Source organism: Phyllobacterium sp. GQ127 (assembly GCF_059758635.1).
In genome coordinates this window covers 126,897-143,777 of the sequence record NZ_JCAXDZ010000003.1, presented here as the reverse complement: position 1 = coordinate 143,777, position 16,881 = coordinate 126,897, and the positions used below count along the sequence as shown (strand labels likewise).

15 protein-coding genes and 1 tRNA gene are annotated in these 16,881 nt (G+C 52.7%); 10 read left to right on the top strand and 6 right to left on the bottom strand.

The genetic code is table 11. The features are described from left to right. Nucleotides 1-251 precede the first annotated feature (251 nt). The 5 genes from glmM (at nucleotide 252) to AC6CHM_RS12660 (ending at nucleotide 6,110) form a co-directional block, all read left to right on the top strand. Nucleotides 252-1,595, top strand: a complete 1,344-nt coding sequence (gene glmM / locus AC6CHM_RS12680) for a phosphoglucosamine mutase (protein WP_115054220.1) — start codon at nucleotides 252-254, stop codon at nucleotides 1,593-1,595. A 199-nt stretch (nucleotides 1,596-1,794) separates the two neighbouring features. Then, nucleotides 1,795-2,568 carry an outer membrane protein gene (locus AC6CHM_RS12675; RefSeq protein ID WP_115054221.1) on the top strand — a complete coding sequence of 258 codons (774 nt, stop codon included), beginning with the start codon at nucleotides 1,795-1,797 and terminating at the stop codon, nucleotides 2,566-2,568. Nucleotides 2,569-2,736: 168 nt separating this feature from the next. Next, nucleotides 2,737-3,912 carry a phosphoserine transaminase gene (locus AC6CHM_RS12670; RefSeq protein WP_498173411.1) on the top strand — a complete coding sequence of 392 codons (1,176 nt, stop codon included), beginning with the start codon at nucleotides 2,737-2,739 and terminating at the stop codon, nucleotides 3,910-3,912. Nucleotides 3,913-3,983: 71 nt separating this feature from the next. Further along, nucleotides 3,984-5,579, top strand: coding sequence for a phosphoglycerate dehydrogenase (gene serA, locus AC6CHM_RS12665; RefSeq protein WP_115054223.1), 1,596 nt, complete (start codon nucleotides 3,984-3,986; stop codon nucleotides 5,577-5,579). Between the two features lie 15 nt (nucleotides 5,580-5,594). Further along, on the top strand, nucleotides 5,595-6,110 hold the full coding sequence (locus tag AC6CHM_RS12660; RefSeq protein ID WP_115054224.1) for a GNAT family N-acetyltransferase: 516 nt from the start codon (nucleotides 5,595-5,597) through the stop codon (nucleotides 6,108-6,110). Here AC6CHM_RS12660 and AC6CHM_RS12655 read toward each other — a convergent pair. Next, a complete protein-coding gene (locus AC6CHM_RS12655; RefSeq protein ID WP_307280645.1) occupies nucleotides 6,088-6,999 on the bottom strand; it encodes a DMT family transporter in 912 nt (303 codons plus the stop codon). The two genes, AC6CHM_RS12660 and AC6CHM_RS12655, sit on opposite strands and share 23 nt — an antisense overlap. Nucleotides 7,000-7,185: 186 nt before the next feature. Between AC6CHM_RS12655 and AC6CHM_RS12650 the strand changes: the two genes are divergently transcribed. Together AC6CHM_RS12650 and AC6CHM_RS12645 are read left to right on the top strand one after the other, a co-directional pair. Beyond that, nucleotides 7,186-8,478, top strand: coding sequence for an adenylosuccinate synthase (locus AC6CHM_RS12650; RefSeq protein ID WP_115054226.1), 1,293 nt, complete (start codon nucleotides 7,186-7,188; stop codon nucleotides 8,476-8,478). A 54-nt stretch (nucleotides 8,479-8,532) separates the two neighbouring features. Then, a complete protein-coding gene (locus AC6CHM_RS12645) occupies nucleotides 8,533-10,116 on the top strand; it encodes a transcriptional regulator (protein ID WP_498173408.1) in 1,584 nt (527 codons plus the stop codon). A 54-nt stretch (nucleotides 10,117-10,170) separates the two neighbouring features. Here the strand turns inward: AC6CHM_RS12645 and rpoH are convergent, their stop codons facing one another. Then, nucleotides 10,171-11,082 (bottom strand): RNA polymerase sigma factor RpoH, encoded by a 912-nt coding sequence (rpoH, locus tag AC6CHM_RS12640; protein WP_115054228.1) that lies wholly within the window; start codon nucleotides 11,080-11,082, stop codon nucleotides 10,171-10,173. Nucleotides 11,083-11,308: 226 nt separating this feature from the next. Beyond that, nucleotides 11,309-12,310, bottom strand: coding sequence for an RluA family pseudouridine synthase (locus AC6CHM_RS12635; protein WP_115054229.1), 1,002 nt, complete (start codon nucleotides 12,308-12,310; stop codon nucleotides 11,309-11,311). A 92-nt stretch (nucleotides 12,311-12,402) separates the two neighbouring features. Between AC6CHM_RS12635 and AC6CHM_RS12630 the strand changes: the two genes are divergently transcribed. Together AC6CHM_RS12630 and AC6CHM_RS12625 are read left to right on the top strand one after the other, a co-directional pair. Further along, a complete protein-coding gene (locus AC6CHM_RS12630; RefSeq protein WP_115054230.1) occupies nucleotides 12,403-12,801 on the top strand; it encodes a fimbrial protein in 399 nt (132 codons plus the stop codon). A gap of 76 nt (nucleotides 12,802-12,877) precedes the next feature. Further along, nucleotides 12,878-12,952: transfer RNA gene (locus AC6CHM_RS12625), tRNA-Glu, on the top strand. Nucleotides 12,953-12,974: 22 nt separating this feature from the next. Here the strand turns inward: AC6CHM_RS12625 and AC6CHM_RS12620 are convergent. Beyond that, a complete protein-coding gene (locus AC6CHM_RS12620) occupies nucleotides 12,975-13,610 on the bottom strand; it encodes a glycosyltransferase family 29 protein (RefSeq protein ID WP_115054231.1) in 636 nt (211 codons plus the stop codon). Nucleotides 13,611-13,614: 4 nt separating this feature from the next. Further along, entirely contained in the window at nucleotides 13,615-14,805 is a 1,191-nt protein-coding gene (locus AC6CHM_RS12615) for an alpha-hydroxy acid oxidase (RefSeq protein ID WP_498173405.1), read from the bottom strand. A gap of 173 nt (nucleotides 14,806-14,978) precedes the next feature. Here AC6CHM_RS12615 and AC6CHM_RS12610 point away from each other — a divergent pair, with 173 nt between their 5' ends. Then, the gene (locus AC6CHM_RS12610) at nucleotides 14,979-15,902 is read left to right on the top strand and encodes a 2-hydroxyacid dehydrogenase (protein WP_337354297.1); all 924 of its coding nucleotides are present in this window, start codon (nucleotides 14,979-14,981) and stop codon (nucleotides 15,900-15,902) included. 33 nt (nucleotides 15,903-15,935) lie between these two features. Here the strand turns inward: AC6CHM_RS12610 and purU are convergent, their stop codons facing one another. After that, on the bottom strand, nucleotides 15,936-16,790 hold the full coding sequence (gene purU / locus AC6CHM_RS12605; RefSeq protein ID WP_115054234.1) for a formyltetrahydrofolate deformylase: 855 nt from the start codon (nucleotides 16,788-16,790) through the stop codon (nucleotides 15,936-15,938). Nucleotides 16,791-16,881: the final 91 nt, after the last annotated feature.

Sequence of the window (16,881 nt, the reverse complement as noted above, 5' to 3'; positions counted from 1 at the left end):
ACAAGAATGAAAAAGGCGGCTGGTGAAAACCGGCCGCTTTTGCACGAATTGTTTAGGCCTCGGTATTTAGAGTCCTTCTTGCTTAACTAGAATTGTTCTGCGGGAGGGATTTGTGAACGAAACTTGCTCTAGTATAATCCTCACACAATTTGTGAACTGCGAAAGAGATGTCCTTCTGCAATAAGCAAGACCACTCAACCATAATCGTAGCCGTTATACGCCTACGTGTCGCAACAACTGGATAACCGTATATGGCTCGCAAATATTTTGGCACCGATGGCATTCGTGGACAGGCAAACGCCTATCCCATGACACCCGATATCGCCATGAAAGTTGGCATGGCTGTCGGACTCGCCTTCAAACGCGGTGAGCATCGCAATCGCGTCGTTATCGGCAAAGATACCAGACTTTCCGGTTATATGATCGAAAACGCTTTGGTGGCTGGCTTCACGTCAACCGGAATGGATGTTTTCCTTCTGGGCCCGATCCCGACGCCCGCAGTGGCGATGCTGTGCCGGTCGTTGCGCGCTGACATAGGTGTAATGATATCGGCTTCGCACAATCCGTTTCAGGATAACGGCATCAAACTGTTCGGGCCGGACGGGTTCAAGCTTTCGGATGCTATCGAACTCGAAATTGAACGATTGATGGATGAAAATCTTGCCGATCGGCTATCTGCTTCCGAAGCGCTTGGACGTGCCAAGCGTGTGGATGGTGACATCTATCGCTATATCGAGTTTGCCAAGCGTACCATGCCCAAGAATATCTCGCTGGCTGGGCTACGCATTGTTGTCGATTGTGCCAATGGCGCAGCTTACAAGGTGGCACCGGCCGCCCTGTGGGAGCTGGGCGCCGAGGTTGTTACCATCAACAATGAACCGAACGGCACAAATATTAACGAAGATTGCGGTTCCACCCATCCTTTGGGCCTAATCAAGAAGGTGCATGAGGTTCGCGCCGATATTGGTATTGCGCTGGATGGTGATGCAGACCGTGTGCTTATTGTTGATGAAAACGGTGCGATTATTGATGGCGATCAGCTGATGGCGGTGATTGCCCAGTCATGGCAGGAATCGGACCGCCTTGTCGGGGGCGGTGTTGTCGCTACCATCATGTCAAATCTTGGATTTGAACGCTTCCTTGACAATCGGGGCCTGACACTGGCGCGCACGCAAGTGGGGGATCGTTATGTCGTTGAACATATGCGAAACCATGGTTTCAATATTGGTGGTGAGCAATCGGGGCATATCGTACTTTCAGATTTCTCGACCACGGGTGACGGTCTCGTATCAGCCTTGCAAATACTTGCAGTCGTTCAACAATTGCAAAAACCTGTCAGTGAGGTTTGCCGCAAATTCGAACCTGTCCCGCAACTTCTCAAGAACGTTCGCACGACGGGAACAAAGCCGCTTGAGAACAAGCACGTGAAAAGCGCGATTGACGACGCACGCGGTCGTCTGGGCACATCGGGCCGCCTTGTCATTCGACCGTCTGGCACAGAACCATTGATCCGCGTCATGGCGGAAGGGGACGATCGCAAGCTGGTGGAGTCAGTTGTAAATGACATTATTTCGGTCATTTCGTCAGCTGCATAGAATGTGAATTTCACCAAGTTAAGAAAGGGCCCCTTGTGGGCCTTTTTTATTGTCCGTTGTCGCGGTGAGAATTTATTAACGTTAATGGATATGGTGAATAAACACGGTTAAGCGTGATTTAACTTTTTCCACTCATAGTACGGATCACAACTATTGGTGGCATCCGCTGCGATGACTTTTGGCCTATGAGGGAACAGAAATGAGCGCCTTTAACAAATATGCTGCACTGAGCGCAGCACTTCTTTGCCTGGGGGCTGCCCCCGCCTTCGCTGCGGATATTCAGGAGGCACCCATCGTCGAGGTAGAGCAATTCGGTGGTTGGTACCTGCGCGGCGATCTCGGTATGAGCAACCAGCGGTTGAAGGGCCTCAGCTACTCAGCTTTTTCTGGTCCCGAGGATTTCGGGTGGAACAATGATGGCGAGTTTGACGCTGGGATGACCGGTCAGATCGGTGTCGGCTATCAGTTCAATGATTGGCTTCGTGCAGACGTCACGGCGCAGTATCGCGGGAAAACCGATTTCAGTGCGCAGGATTACTACGATACAGACGGCGTTCCTGGTGGTGGCGATAATGGCACCAATGATTATAGCGCGAAAAAATCCGAATGGCTGTTCCTCGCCAATGCCTATGCCGATCTTGGAACCTATGCGGGCATAACACCTTACCTCGGTGCTGGTATCGGTGCATCGCGCAACACAATCTCCGGGTTCCGGGATGTCAATGTTGTGACAAATGGCGGCGGTTATGCAGCTAGTGAATCGGAATGGAACCTTGCATGGGCCCTGCATGCGGGTGTGGGCATCAAGGCGACTGAACGCATGACTATTGATCTTGGCTATAGTTACGTCGATCTCGGTGATGCCAAGACGGGCACGTTCTACAATAATAATGGATCAAATCGTGGTGAGTCAGTGAAGTTCAAGGATATTACTTCGCATGACTTCAAGCTCGGCGTGCGTTACGCATTCTGATAGAACCGGCTAATCTCAACAAAGCGGCGAGGCGGATGGCTCGCCGCTTTTGTTTTCTGTGTCGCACATAAACATATTTCTTGACTGCAAACGACATTTCTCCTAATTCCCGCAGTGGGCCACCTCTCCCCAACGAGAGGCAAGCTATCTGAGAGGATAGGAGAAAACATGACGACGCTTTCCAAGCCGGCGCAGCGCCCGGCTAACCCCAATTTTTCATCAGGTCCCTGTGCCAAACGTCCCGGTTGGTCGCTCCAAGCGCTCGCCGACGCACCGCTTGGTCGCTCGCATCGCGCGAAGCTCGGCAAGACCAAGCTGAAACAGGCAATTGATCTTACCCGTGAAATTCTGCAGGTGCCTGCCGATTATCGTATCGGCATTGTTCCTGCCTCAGATACCGGTGCTGTCGAGATGGCACTTTGGTCGCTGCTTGGTGAGCGCGGTGTCGACATGGTTGCCTGGGAGAGCTTTGGTTCTGGCTGGGTTACAGATGTCGTGAAGCAGTTGAAACTTGCCGACACCCGTCTTATCGAAGCAGGTTATGGCGCGTTGCCGGATCTTTCCAAGGTGGATTTTGACCGCGATGTGGTCTTTACCTGGAATGGCACAACTTCGGGTGTGCGTGTGCCGAATGGCGACTTCATTCCGGCTGACCGCAAAGGCTTGACGATTTGTGACGCAACATCGGCTGCATTTGCGCAGCGTCTGGATTTTGACAAGCTCGATGTCGTGACCTTCTCATGGCAAAAAGTGCTTGGCGGCGAGGGCGCGCACGGGATGCTTATCTTGAGCCCGCGTGCCGTACAGCGTCTTGAGACCTATAAGCCCGCATGGCCTCTGCCAAAGATTTTTCGCCTTACATCTGGCGGCAAACTGATCGAAGGCATTTTTGCCGGCGAAACGATCAATACGCCTTCAATGCTCTGCGTCGAGGATTACCTCGATGCGTTGAACTGGGCAAAGTCTATCGGCGGGCTCGATGGTCTGGTTGGCCGCGCCGACGCAAATTTTGCGGTGCTTGATGCCTTCGTTGAAAATTCGCCATGGCTTGGCAATTTGGCTGTTGTCCCATCAACGCGCTCCAACACCTCAGTTTGCCTGACGATTATTGACCCAGAAATCACGGCTCTCGAACCAGACGCGCAGGCAACCTTTGCCAAGAACATCGTGACGGCACTGGAAAAAGAGGGTGTCGCTTTCGATATTGGCGCCTATCGCGATGCGCCTTCAGGCCTGCGTATATGGGCGGGTGCGACGGTTGAGGCTTCGGATCTCCAGGCTCTGACATTGTGGCTTGACTGGGCTTTCCAGTCACAGAAAGCCGCGTTGAAGCAGGCAGCCTGATTTCATTCAGTGGTGGCCGCAACCATGCGGCCATTCCCATTCAATCATGTGATCTTAAGATGGAGGCCATCATGGCACCACGCGTACTCGTATCCGACAAGCTTTCTCCAACTGCCGTGCAAATATTCAAGGATCGCGGCGTTGAAGTCGATTACCTTCCTGATCTTGGCAAGGACAAAGACAAATTGCTCGACGTCATTGATCAGTATGACGGGCTTGCTATCCGCTCTGCGACCAAGGTTACGGAAAAGCTCATAGCTGCCGCCAAGAACCTCAAAGTCATCGGACGCGCTGGTATTGGCGTCGACAATGTTGATATTCCGGCTGCATCCCGCCGCGGTATCATTGTGATGAATACGCCGTTCGGCAACTCGATCACAACGGCAGAACACGCCGTTGCGCTGATGTTTGCCGTTGCTCGCGAATTGCCGGAAGCTGATGCATCGACACGTGCAGGCAAGTGGGAAAAGAACCGCTTCATGGGTGTCGAGATCACCGGCAAGACCCTCGGTGTCATTGGCTGCGGCAATATCGGTTCAATCGTGGCCACGCGTGGTGTTGGCCTCAAAATGCATGTCATAGCTTTCGATCCATTCCTTTCGGAGGGACGCGCCGAGGAACTCGGTGTTGAGAAAGTTGAACTGGATGAGCTTCTGGCGCGCGCAGATTTCATCAGCCTACATACGCCGATGACGGACAAGACCCGTGGCATCATCAATGCTGATGCTATCGCCAAGATGAAAGATGGTGTTCGCATTATCAATTGCGCACGTGGCGGTCTGATCGTGGAGAAAGATCTCGTCGCAGCTTTGAAATCCGGCAAGGTTGCCGGAGCCGGTATTGACGTTTTTGAAGTTGAGCCGGCGACTGAAAACGAATTATTCCATCTTCCAAACGTGGTTTGCACTCCGCATCTTGGTGCCTCAACCAGTGAGGCGCAGGAGAATGTCGCCTTGCAGGTTGCCGAACAGATGGCGGATTACTTGGTCAAGGGCGCAGTATCCAATGCGATAAACATGCCTTCGATCACCGCTGAAGAGGCACCTCGACTGAAGCCATTTGTCAAACTGGCGGAAGTGTTGGGCGCATTTGTCGGCCAGGTTACCGAAGAGCCTATTGAGGAAGTTGAAGTTCTTTTCGATGGTTCAACAGCCGCGATGAACACACGCGCGCTGATCAGTGCGGCCCTGGCTGGTTTGATCCGCCCGCAGGTCGCCGACGTCAACATGGTCTCCGCGCCAGTTATGGTAAAAGAGCGTGGGATTGTGCTGTCTGAAGTGCGCCGCGACAAGTCGGGCGTATTCGATGGTTATATCAAGCTCACAGTTAAAACCGCGTCACTCACGCGTTCAATTGCTGGAACCTGTTTTTCTGACGGCAAGCCCCGATTCATTCAGATCAAGGGAATCAACCTCGATGCGGAAGTGGGCCAACACATGCTCTATACAACCAACAATGATACGCCTGGCATGATTGGCACGTTGGGAACTATTTGCGGCAGGAACGCAGTCAATATTGCGAACTTTTCGCTTGGCCGCGATCATCCAGGCGGCAATGCGATCGCACTGCTTTATCTTGACGAACGTATTCCAGAGGCAGTTCTGCAGGAATTGATCGACAATAAAGCGATCGTTTCCGCCAAGCCGCTGGAGTTCGACGTTTCCTGATAGTAGAAGCCATTTATGGTATCCGGTTCACAAATATTGCAATGGCGCCCGATGAAGGTGAGCGATCTTGCCTCTGTCAGCGCCATGGCAAATATTATCCATACGGATTTCTTCGAGGCGGATGCCGTTTATCAAGAACGGCTGCAGCTTTATCCGGATGGATGTCATGTCCTGCAGGATGGCGATGGGAAGCTGATTGGATATGCTCTTACCCATCCATGGCTCCTCTATACAATGCCGGCGCTCAATAGCCTGCTTGATCAATTACCCAGCGAACCCACGACGTACTATCTGCACGATATAGCTTTGCTGCCTCAATCCCGCGGCACCGGCGCTGCGCGAGAAATCGTGTCTATTCTTGCTGATCATGCGCAAAGGTCCCGATTCGCAACAATGTCCTTGATTGCGGTAAATGGCTCCACAGGATTCTGGCAAAAGCAGGGATTTAAACCGGATGATCGACCGGAGCTCGAAACGAAGCTTCGGACCTATTCTGACGATGCGCGTTTCATGGTGCGATATCTGGGCTGACTGTTGCATGTTTGCGGCCACTAAGCTCCGCAATCCATATGCCGCCAAGAACGAGTATGAGAGCCACGGCATGGTAAGGCTGGAACGCTTCACCGAGCAGAAAGACTGCGAGAAAAGTGCCAAATATTGGCACGGCATTGATGAAAAGCCCGGCGCGATTTGCGCCGATATATTCGACACCCTTGATGAAAAGCACCTGTGCTACAATTGAAGGCAACACGGCTGTATAGATCACAACAGTCCAGCCGGTTGTGTCCGGCAGCATTGCCGCCCCGACTTGCCATTCCCAAAATGCAAAAGGAACTGCGGTCAGGAAGGCGAAAAAGGTCATCGCCGCCATCAGGCTTTGCCAGTTTAGCTCCGGGCGAAAACGTAGTGCCACCGTATATCCGCTGTAAACAAGAATGGCGATCAGCATCAAGGCGTCGCCAAGATTGACCTTCAAGCCCGATAGGCTGGCAAGGTCGCCATGGCCAGCCGTCAATGCGACGCCGATGAGCGACAGGCTAAAGCCGAGCACTTGCCCCAGGCGAACACGTGTCCCAAACAGGATAAGATTGGCAATGAAGATCACCATCGGAATACCTGCCTGCTCAATGGTGACATTGATAGCCGACGTGTAATTCAAGGCGCTGTAGAGGGCCATATTAAAGAAAGTAAATCCGAAAGCACCGAGTGCGGCAAGCAAAGGCATGTATTTGCGCAGAACAGGCCAATCCTGCCGCAATTGGCGGTTGCTTATAATGGCGACGATCAAAAAAGCAAAGAGCCAGCGCAGCACGGTCAAAAGCATGGGAGAAATATGTCCAACGGCAAATTTCCCAGCAACTGCATTGCCACCCCAGAGGAAAGCAGTGATCAGAAGATAGATATAGGCGGTACGATGCATGGGATCAGCTTTTCTGTTTGCACGATTGCTACAACCATTTGGAGCAACATTAGGTTTATTCGTCACAGAAAGCCAAATAGTCGCTCGCAAAGCGTAAAGAATAGTCGCGCTTTTTCAAACCAGCCTGTATAGAAGCACCGCATTTAAGCAAAATGCGTTGGTAGGATTCGACTCAAGGAGTTTTGAATGGCAAACGTTGTCGTGATCGGTTCGCAATGGGGTGACGAAGGCAAAGGCAAGATTGTCGATTGGCTTTCAGAGCGGGCTGATGTCATCGTTCGCTTTCAAGGCGGGCATAATGCCGGCCATACGCTCGTTGTTGATGGCGTCACCTACAAGCTTTCGCTTTTACCTTCGGGCGTTGTTCGTACGGGCAAGCTTTCTATTATCGGAAATGGCGTCGTTTTTGATCCTCACGCCTTCATCGCGGAAAAGGCAAAACTGGAAGCGCAGGGCGTTAAAATTACGCCAGAGACGCTGAAGATTGCCGAAAATACGACGCTTATTCTATCAATCCATGGTGAGCTGGACCGCCGCCGCGAAGCTTCGAATTCGGGCACCAAAATCGGCACGACAGGCCGTGGCATTGGACCTGCCTACGAAGACAAGGTTGGACGTCGCGCTATTCACGTTCTTGACTTGGCCGATCCCGATACATTGCCTGCAAAGATTGAACGTCTGCTCGCACATCATAATCCGCTGCGCCGTGGCCTTGGCATTGAAGAAGTTGACGGAGCAAAGCTTCTAGCCGAACTGAAAGATGCAGCCCCGCATATTCTGCCATTCATGGACCGCGTATGGTACGTCCTTGACCAGAAGAAGCGCGCAGGTGAGCGAATTCTCTTCGAAGGCGCGCAGGGAACATTGCTCGATATCGACCATGGTACTTATCCGTTTGTTACCTCGTCAAATACCGTGGCGGGTCAGGCATCGGCTGGCTCAGGCATCGGACCCGGTTCGCTGCATTACGTGCTTGGCATTACGAAAGCTTACACCACGCGCGTAGGTGAGGGGCCTTTCCCGACCGAGCAGCAAAATGAGGTCGGCGAGTTCCTCGGCCAGCGCGGCCATGAATTTGGCGTGGTCACAGGTCGCAAGCGGCGCTGCGGCTGGTTCGATGCGGTTTTGGTTCGTCAGGCTGTGGCAAATAACGGCATCAGCGGTATCGCTCTTACCAAGCTCGACGTCCTTGATGGGCTTGATGAGATCAAGGTTTGCACCGGTTATGAACTGGATGGCGAGGTCATTGACTATCTTCCGGCAGGCCAAGGCCAGCAGGCTCGCGTCAAGCCAATCTATGTGACATTGGAAGGCTGGAAAGATACCACGGCTGGTGCTCGCAGTTGGAGCGAGCTTCCTGCACAGGCAATCAAATATGTCCGCTACGTGGAAGAATTGATCGGTGCGCCGATCGCACTTTTGTCGACCAGCCCGGAACGGGACGATACGATACTTGTTACCGATCCGTTTCATGATTAGAGTCGTGCGGGTGGCTTGAGGTTAATCTCACAACAAAACCATAGGTTTGGGTGAATGGCAGATTTCGTTGCAGTATTGAGGAAGACAATTGACGGGCTTGCGGACCCAACTCCCGAGCTCCGTCAACGTGTATATGCAAAGGCTCGTGCAACGATCGAGCAAAAACTTGTCACATTGAATGCGCCTGAAGCCGTGTCGAAGCGTCAGATCGCTGCGATTGATGATGCCATTGCCGAAGTGGAAGCCAGTTTCGCACCGGTGGAGGAAAAGGCAGTGACCATTCCGGAGCCGCTGCCGGTTGCTCCACCACCACCCGTTCCAGATCTTGCACCGCCCCCCACTGCAAACACAAGGCAGGAAGCTGCCCCTTCGTGGTCACGGAGCGAGCCGGTTGCCGCTGCGCCAGTCTTTACGCCGATCGAATCGCAACCAGACGCGCTTGAAGATTTTCTTTCCAGCCAGGACAAGCCAGGTGCCGATAACGAAGAAGAGGACTTCCCAGGCGCGCCTGCCCGTTCGGACCTTTCTCGCAATGAGATTGACGAGAAAGAATTTGGCATCAGCAGTGTTGATGATTCACGCAATGATTATGGAGTCTATACCCGCGGGCCGCTTAAACAAGCTGAGCCGAAACGGTCCTTTGCGCCGCTCTTGAGCATCGTTGCCCTGCTCGCTGTCGTCGCCGGTGTAGCTTATGCGGGGTATACTTGGCGAGAAGATATCTCGAAGCAGGCTGTTGCCGCCAAAGATTATATTGCCAGCCTGATGACCAGCTCTGAGCCCGAAACGGCCACAAATCCGGCTGAGACGGCTGCCAATCAGCCTGCGCCACAACAGCCAGCCAAACCCACGCAACCGGCAACGACGCCCACGGCAACACCCAACTCAACGGAGCCGAAGGGTGAGCCAAAGCTCACGCAAAGGCTGTTGCCTGATGGGCAGGAGATCGATCCCGGCCGTGCCAATGACACGCCGTCAGTGGGCGAAGGTACGTCTGTAGCAACCTCTACATCCGATCCGGCAGCGCAACCGGAAACGTCAGGTCAGCAACCTTCAGGACAGACCCAACCTCCTGCGGCCTTGCCGATTGGTCAGAAGGCGTTCTTCTATGAGGAACGATCCGGGCAGGATGCGCAAAGACGCGAAGAAGGTGGCGTCGTATGGTCCGTCGTCCAGGAATCTCCCGGCAATGATCTGCCGCCGGAGCCTGCGATTCGCGCTGAAGTGACGATTCCGGAACTTGCGATCAAGCTGCGCATGATTATCCGCCGCAATGGTGACAAGACCCTGCCTGCAAGCCATCTCATCGAGATGATTTTCACGGTGCCTGAAGGTTTTGCCGGTGGCTCTATCGACAATGTTTCCCGCATGACTTTCAAGGACAGGGAAGAAGCGCCGGGCAGCCCGCTTGTCGCCATTCCAGCCAAGATCGCGGATAATTTCTTCATTATTGCGATGAACGATGCAAAAACGGCCGTCGATACCAACACTTCGCTGATGCGGCGCATGTCCTGGATTGATATTCCTATCGCATACAAGACTGGCCGCCGCGCGCTTATCACCCTTGAAAAGGGTTTGCCGGGCGAACGGGCCTTTGATGAAGTGCTCAAATCATGGGCGACAAAGGTCGGTGGTTAATAGGTATAAAAAAGGCCGCTTAAGCGGCCTTTTTTAATTGAGTAAAGATGTCTGTCAGTTTGCGTCGGCACCACTGGAAACCAGCGCTTTCTGCTGGCGAATGGCTGCAGCCTTCACAGCATCCTGAACTTTTTCAAAAGCGCGAACTTCGATCTGCCGGACACGCTCGCGGCTGATGCCAAATTCGGTAGACAGATCTTCGAGCGTAATTGGATCGTCCGCCAATCGACGGGCTTCGAAAATCCGGCGTTCACGATCATTCAAGGACGACATGGCGCCGGAGAGCATTTCGCGGCGATTTTCCAGCTCGTCCTGTTCGATGAGCATGGTTTCGGCACTGTCGTGATCATCAACCAGCCAATCCTGCCAATCGCCACCTGCCTCGCCATCCGAAGAACGGATCGGCGCATTAAGTGACGCATCGCCGGAAAGACGGCGGTTCATCGAGATGACCTCATCCTCGGACACGCTCAAGCGGGTTGCGATTTCCTTGACCTGTTCAGGATTCAGATCGCCATCATCCAGCGCCTGAATCTTGCTCTTTACCTTACGCAGGTTGAAGAACAGGCGTTTTTGATTGGCGGTCGTTCCCATTTTGACCAAGCTCCAGGAGCGCAGGACATATTCTTGAATGGAAGCTTTGATCCACCACATGGCATAGGTCGCCAGACGGAAACCACGCTCAGGCTCGAAGCGTTTGACGGCCTGCATTAGGCCGACATTGCCTTCGGAAATAACTTCGCCGATTGGCAGGCCATATCCGCGATAACCCATCGCAATTTTTGCAACGAGACGAAGATGGCTTGTTACCAGCTTATGGGCGGCTTTAGCATCAGTATGCTCCAGATACCGCTTGGCGAGCATGTACTCTTCCTGCGGTTCAAGCATTGGAAACTTGCGGATTTCTTCTAGGTAACGGGTAAGTCCGCCGTCACCGCCTAGAATACTTGGAAGATTTTGGGCCACAGAGCACCCCTCCTCATTTTGAAATGAACCTCCATTATCGGCAGGTTCGCAGCATCCACCCGCCCAGAAACATTGGCGCGAGCAGATTAATGCTATGCATATATAGGTATCATTTTGTCAAAAACACGGTGCATTTCGTCATGAAACAAAGCGTCACATAAATGTGAACAATCGTGTCATATATGTTCACCGAGCGAAACGCGCCAGAAGCCGAAAGGTTCCCTTGTTATTGATATCCGCGGAATGCCTCAAGCAGTTCAGCCATATCGGTGGGAAGCGGGGCTTCAAAACGCATAAGATCGCCTGTCACCGGATGTTCAAAGGCCAGAAGCCGCGCGTGCAATGCCTGGCGATTGAAGCCTTTGACAATAGATTGCAACGGCTCATCAAATTTATTTGCCTTGGTTTTGTACGCACCGCCATACTCCATATCGCCTACCAGCGGATGGCCGATATGAGTCATATGTACGCGGATCTGGTGTGTTCTGCCGGTCTCAAGCTGGCATTCGACCAAGGATGCAAGCGCTGTGGAATCTTCGCGAGCACCAAAACGTTCAAGCACTTCAAAATGCGTGACAGCATGGCGGGCGTCGTCCCGTTCTTCGTGAACAATAGCCTGTTTGGTCCGGTCTCGGTGCGAGCGGCCAAGATGGGCATCTATCGTACCAGTTGTCCTGTCGGGCGTGCCCCAGACTATTGCCAGATAAGCACGCTCAAGGTCTCCGGTGCGGCCATGATCAGCAAATTGTGCACTCAAATGCCGGTGGGCAAGATCGTTCTTAGCGACCACGATGACACCACTGGTTTCCTTGTCGAGGCGATGAACAATCCCGGGCCGTTTTACGCCGCCAATGCCTGATAGCGTATCCCCGCAATGGTGTATCAAGGCATTGACGAGCGTGCCGGACCAGTTGCCATTGCCGGGATGAACGACAAGGCCAGCCGGCTTGTTGATAACAATAAGATCTGTGTCTTCATAAAGAATATCGAGAGGAATGTTCTCCCCGGATGGCGCTGCATCTTCCGGTTCTGGAATTATGATCTCAATGCTCATGCCGTCGCGAAGCTTATATTTGGTCTCGCTGATGACTTTGCCGTCAATGGTTACCTGACCGCCGCCTATCAGCGCCTGAATACGATTTCGCGACAGGTCAGGCGCCAGTTGAGCAGACAACCAAGCGTCGAGACGCTTGCCTGCAGCATCGATATCGGTAATTAGCGCTTTCAAAAACCTAGTCCCTTCGTTACAGAGGCCTACCGCGCTGCGTCCGCTAGCCTAAGCGAGATGCGAGTGCGAGTTAAAACTCGGAGATGCCGTGCATGGCAAATATAAATCCAGACCTGGATGGCGAAGAACAGCCTCTGGACCCGGCAATGGAGCGGGTTCGCCGCAAGATGATCCGGCTGCTAGCTGTGTCCATCGGTATTATGGTCATTGGTCTTATGGCGGTGCTTGCGGCGATTGTCTACAAGATTAACCAGCCTGTAGCGGATGTACCAGTTGCGCCTAGCGTCGTTTCGCCCGGCCAGGCTCTTGGTGCGGCGCTGACGGGAGAATCGATTGTTCTAGATCCCGGCACCCGAATATTATCGCACAACCTTTCCGATAACACGCTTTCACTGGAAACCAGATTGGCCAACGGCACTCGGCAAATCCTTATTTATGACATAGCGACCAAGCGCGTCGTAGCCCGTATTGCCGAAGCGACCGGTAATTAGGCAAAGAGTGTGGTGGTTGCAAATGACCATTGCACTTTTCGCCTGCCTTGATTATACCCGCGACATCGACTGCGATGCGCCCATCGTCTAGCGGTTAGGACGGCGCCCTCTCACGGCGCAAACAGGGGTTCGATTCCCCTTGGGCGTACCAATTCATCTTTATTGTCAGGTCTTTAAACCAGCGGGAAAATACGTCCCTGTTGTATCTGTTCGTCGACCCAATGCTGTTCATTTCCCCAGGAATGCCTTTTCCAGCCTTGCCAGCTGAAGCCGCAGAACTCAACACGGGTTGAATCCGTTCCGAGAGTTTCAATCACATAGCGGATAGCCAGCACTCCGGAGCTTGGAAAAACCTTACTGAAATCGCTGGTAGAGATATCAAGTATCCGGCAGGTTTCGTAGTAAAATTCGGCGGAGAGGACGGTCGTCTTTTTGCCCAGTGCCTGGACCTTTTTCAATGTTTCTGCCGTCCAATCTGCCTTGCGACCCTTTAAACGGGACAGGAGGTTTGGCCGCGGATGATACTGTCTGACGATTGACGGGTGGTAGGGGAGAATAATCTCCTTCGCATCTCGCACAAACGGCTCTTGCCAATAAGAGGGCGTTTCCAAACGTGCCTGCATTGATTTGCCGGAGTTCATCAGGAAGAGAATATCAGTCTTGCTGCCGGTCAATTCAGGAATGATAACAGCTTCATTGAACCGGATAACGATGTCAGCGCTATCTATGGCGTGAGCCACGCCCGGCCCTACAGGTCCATTGCCAACGATGACAATCCTTTTGAACAGACCTGAGAGCGAACGCGTCATTTTATCAGCCAGTTTTCTTTTTCTTGACCTGAGCCATGCGCGGTTTGGTTTCCAGACCGCTCTTATAGAGATTGTTGCGATCAAGGAGCTTCACATCCCGTTCGCCGCATAAAGCCATCGTAATATCGAGCTCCTTGCGGATAATCTCCAACGCTTCCGTCACACCGGCCTTGCCACCAGCGCCCAGACCATAGAGAAAAGCCCGGCCAATGAAGGTCCCTTTGGCGCCAATGGCAAGTGCTTTAAGAACGTCCTGCCCAGAACGAATACCGCCATCAAACAGAACTTCAATCTTGTCACCGACGGCGTCGACGATTTCGGCAAGCACGGAAATGGAAGAGGGAGCGCCATCCAGCTGCCGTCCTCCATGATTGGACACGATGATTGCGTCAGCGCCCGTGGCCGCAGCAATTTTGGCATCTTCAACGTCAAGAATACCCTTGATGATGAGCTTGCCGCCCCATCTTTCCTTGATCCATGCCACGTCACTCCAGGAGAGGCGCGGATCGAACTGTTCAGCGGTCCAGACACCCAGCGACGCCATACTCTCTACACCCTTGACGTGACCGATGATGTTGCCGAACCCACGGCGTTTCGTTTTCAGCATGCCCATGCACCATTGTGGGCGGGTCATCATCTGCCAGAGAAAGGATGGTGTTATTTTGGGTGGGGCGGACAGGCCATTGCGAATATCCTTATGGCGCTGGCCGAGAATTTGAAGATCCAGCGTTAGGACAAGAGCTGAGCATTTGGCCGCTTTGGCACGATCAATCAGATTATTGATAAAGTCGCGGTCACGCATGACATAAAGCTGAAACCAGAATGGCTTTTTCGTAACTGATGCAACGTCCTCGATAGAGCAGATGCTCATGGTGGACAGGGTAAACGGAACACCGAAATCTTCTGCGGCTTGAGCTGCGAGCATCTCGCCATCCGCATGCTGCATGCCGGTCAGGCCGGTCGGTGCCAATGCGACTGGCATTGAAACTGGCTGGCCAACCATTGTTGACTCCAAGGTCCGCTCTGCCATGTCGACAGCAACACGCTGACGTAATTGAATCTTGGCGAAATCCTCCTCATTGGCGCGATAGGTGCTTTCGGTCCAGGCGCCTGAATCAGCATAATCAAAGAACATTTTTGGAACGCGACGCTGCGCGATTCTTTTCAGGTCAGCTATTTCCAGATTCTTGGCCATATTCTTCCCGCTTTAAATATCTGTTTTTCATATGAGTGGCTCGGTGAGGCAAGCACTTTGTACGCGATAATCATATACGAGTGAGCGCTTCACGAGTAAATGGTTTGTCATTGTTATCGAAACATCGTTATGTTCAGCATATTCTTCACGCATGATCCATAGGACTCATTCTCATGTCAAAGCAACCACTTCTCATTCTCGGACCGCTTATGCCCTATCTCATTGAAGAGTTAGGTAAAAAGTACGAGATCGAGAAGCTATATGAGGAGAAGGATGCGCTGGGTTTTCTGCAAGCCCATGCGCCACGCTTTGAGGCGGCTGTGACGAGCACTTTCACGGGGCTGAAGGCAGACATGATTGACCTTCTAACCGCCGTGAAAATTGTTTCGTCATTTGGCGTCGGCACCGACTCTCTTGACGTGGCCTATGCCAATAAGAAGGGCATAAAAATTGCCAATACGCCGGATGTTCTCAACGAAGACACAGCAAACATGGCAATAACACTTTTGCTTGCCTCAACGAGAGACATCGTCGCCAATGACCGGTTTGTACGGGAAGGCCGATGGGCGAAGGGCGAAGCCGCTCCTCTGGCGCTCGGCATTGAGGGAAAGAAAGTCGGGCTTGTCGGGCTGGGGCGGATTGGGAGCGTAATCGCGACCAAGCTCTTGGCTTTTGGCTGCGATGTTGTCTACCACACGCGTAACAAGAAGCCCGACATCTCATTTAAGCATTATGACAATCTGGTTGAGATGGCCGGCGACTGCGCAGCATTGATTGCTATCCTGCCGGGCGGCGAGGCAACGCAGGGTATCATTTCTCGCGAAGTTTTGCAGGCACTTGGGCCCCAGGGAACATTCATCAATGTTGCTCGCGGAACCGTCGTTGATGAAATTGCACTGGTCGAATTGTTGAAGTCAAAGGAACTCGGCCGGGCCGGTCTTGACGTTTTTGTTGACGAGCCCAACGTGCCTGCGGACTTGTTCGCATTGGATAATGTAGTTCTACAGCCGCATATGGGCAGCGCCACGGTTGAAACCCGCAAGGCCATGGCTGACCGCGTTGTCTCCAATCTCGATAATTATTTCGCGGCCAAATAGGCCGCGAGCAACTTCCGTTCAGGCAAGAAAGCTTTAGCCGAAGACGACTGTCTTGTGGCCATTGAGCATAACGCGCGATTCAAGATGCTTCTTGACCGCGCGGGCCAACACTCGGCTTTCGATGTCACGGCCCGTGGCTACAAAATCTTCTGCGCTCATGGCGTGGGTTACGCGTTCAGTTTCCTGTTCGATAATGGGACCTTCATCAAGGTCGGGCGTCACGTAATGAGCCGTTGCACCAATCAGCTTCACGCCTCGCTCGAAAGCCTGGTGATAAGGCTTTGCACCTTTGAAGCTTGGCAGGAAGGAGTGGTGAATATTGATAACCTTGCCAAACAGCCGCTTCGAGAGATTGTCGGAAAGGACCTGCATGTAGCGGGCAAGAATCACAAGATCAGCACCAGTGTCTTTGACAATTTTGAGCAGCGCATCTTCTTGCTCTTTCTTGTTGTCCTTTGACACGGGAAGCACGTGATATGGGATGCCTTCGTGGTCGGCAAAACGTCGGCTGTCTTCATGATTGGAGACGATCGCCGCGACTTCCGCATCGAGCCAGCCTACCTTGATCTGATAAATCAAGTGCAGCAAAGCGTGGTCGAAACGCGAGACCATGATAATGATTCTTGGCTTCTTTGATTGATCGATGAGGCTTGTCTTCATATCGAAGCGAGTAACAGCAGGTTTGAGCGCTCGCTCTACATCGTCTTTCGATGTTCCTTCGGCAGCCGTAAATGCAATGCGCATGAAGAAGCGGTTGGTTTGGCGATCCCAGAACTGATTGCTTTCAGCAATATTGGCATCCATGCCTGCTAGTTCTGTGGTTACCGAGGCAACAATTCCTGGCCGGTCTTCACAGGTAAGCGTCAGGACATAATTCTGGTCTGGCATGGGAACTCCGTCTGTCGTCATTCAGTGATCTTGGCAATTGTGCGGGATCATAGGGGGCACCGTTGAAATGCGTCGACACAAAAACGAAGTG

Bases quoted from the DNA above. Each gene is read 5' to 3' on its own strand.
- AC6CHM_RS12610 (WP_337354297.1), top strand. From the start codon at position 14,979: ATGTCAAAGCAACCACTTCTCATTCTCGGACCGCTTATGCCCTATCTC.
- AC6CHM_RS12650 (WP_115054226.1), top strand. From the start codon at position 7,186: ATGGCAAACGTTGTCGTGATCGGTTCGCAATGGGGTGACGAAGGCAAA.
- glmM (WP_115054220.1), top strand. From the start codon at position 252: ATGGCTCGCAAATATTTTGGCACCGATGGCATTCGTGGACAGGCAAAC.
- purU (WP_115054234.1), bottom strand. From the start codon at position 16,790: ATGCCAGACCAGAATTATGTCCTGACGCTTACCTGTGAAGACCGGCCA.
- AC6CHM_RS12675 (WP_115054221.1), top strand. From the start codon at position 1,795: ATGAGCGCCTTTAACAAATATGCTGCACTGAGCGCAGCACTTCTTTGC.
- AC6CHM_RS12660 (WP_115054224.1), top strand. From the start codon at position 5,595: ATGGTATCCGGTTCACAAATATTGCAATGGCGCCCGATGAAGGTGAGC.
- AC6CHM_RS12670 (WP_498173411.1), top strand. From the start codon at position 2,737: ATGACGACGCTTTCCAAGCCGGCGCAGCGCCCGGCTAACCCCAATTTT.
- AC6CHM_RS12615 (WP_498173405.1), bottom strand. From the start codon at position 14,805: ATGGCCAAGAATCTGGAAATAGCTGACCTGAAAAGAATCGCGCAGCGT.
- AC6CHM_RS12620 (WP_115054231.1), bottom strand. From the start codon at position 13,610: ATGACGCGTTCGCTCTCAGGTCTGTTCAAAAGGATTGTCATCGTTGGC.
- AC6CHM_RS12645 (WP_498173408.1), top strand. From the start codon at position 8,533: ATGGCAGATTTCGTTGCAGTATTGAGGAAGACAATTGACGGGCTTGCG.
- AC6CHM_RS12655 (WP_307280645.1), bottom strand. From the start codon at position 6,999: ATGCATCGTACCGCCTATATCTATCTTCTGATCACTGCTTTCCTCTGG.
- AC6CHM_RS12630 (WP_115054230.1), top strand. From the start codon at position 12,403: ATGGCAAATATAAATCCAGACCTGGATGGCGAAGAACAGCCTCTGGAC.
- serA (WP_115054223.1), top strand. From the start codon at position 3,984: ATGGCACCACGCGTACTCGTATCCGACAAGCTTTCTCCAACTGCCGTG.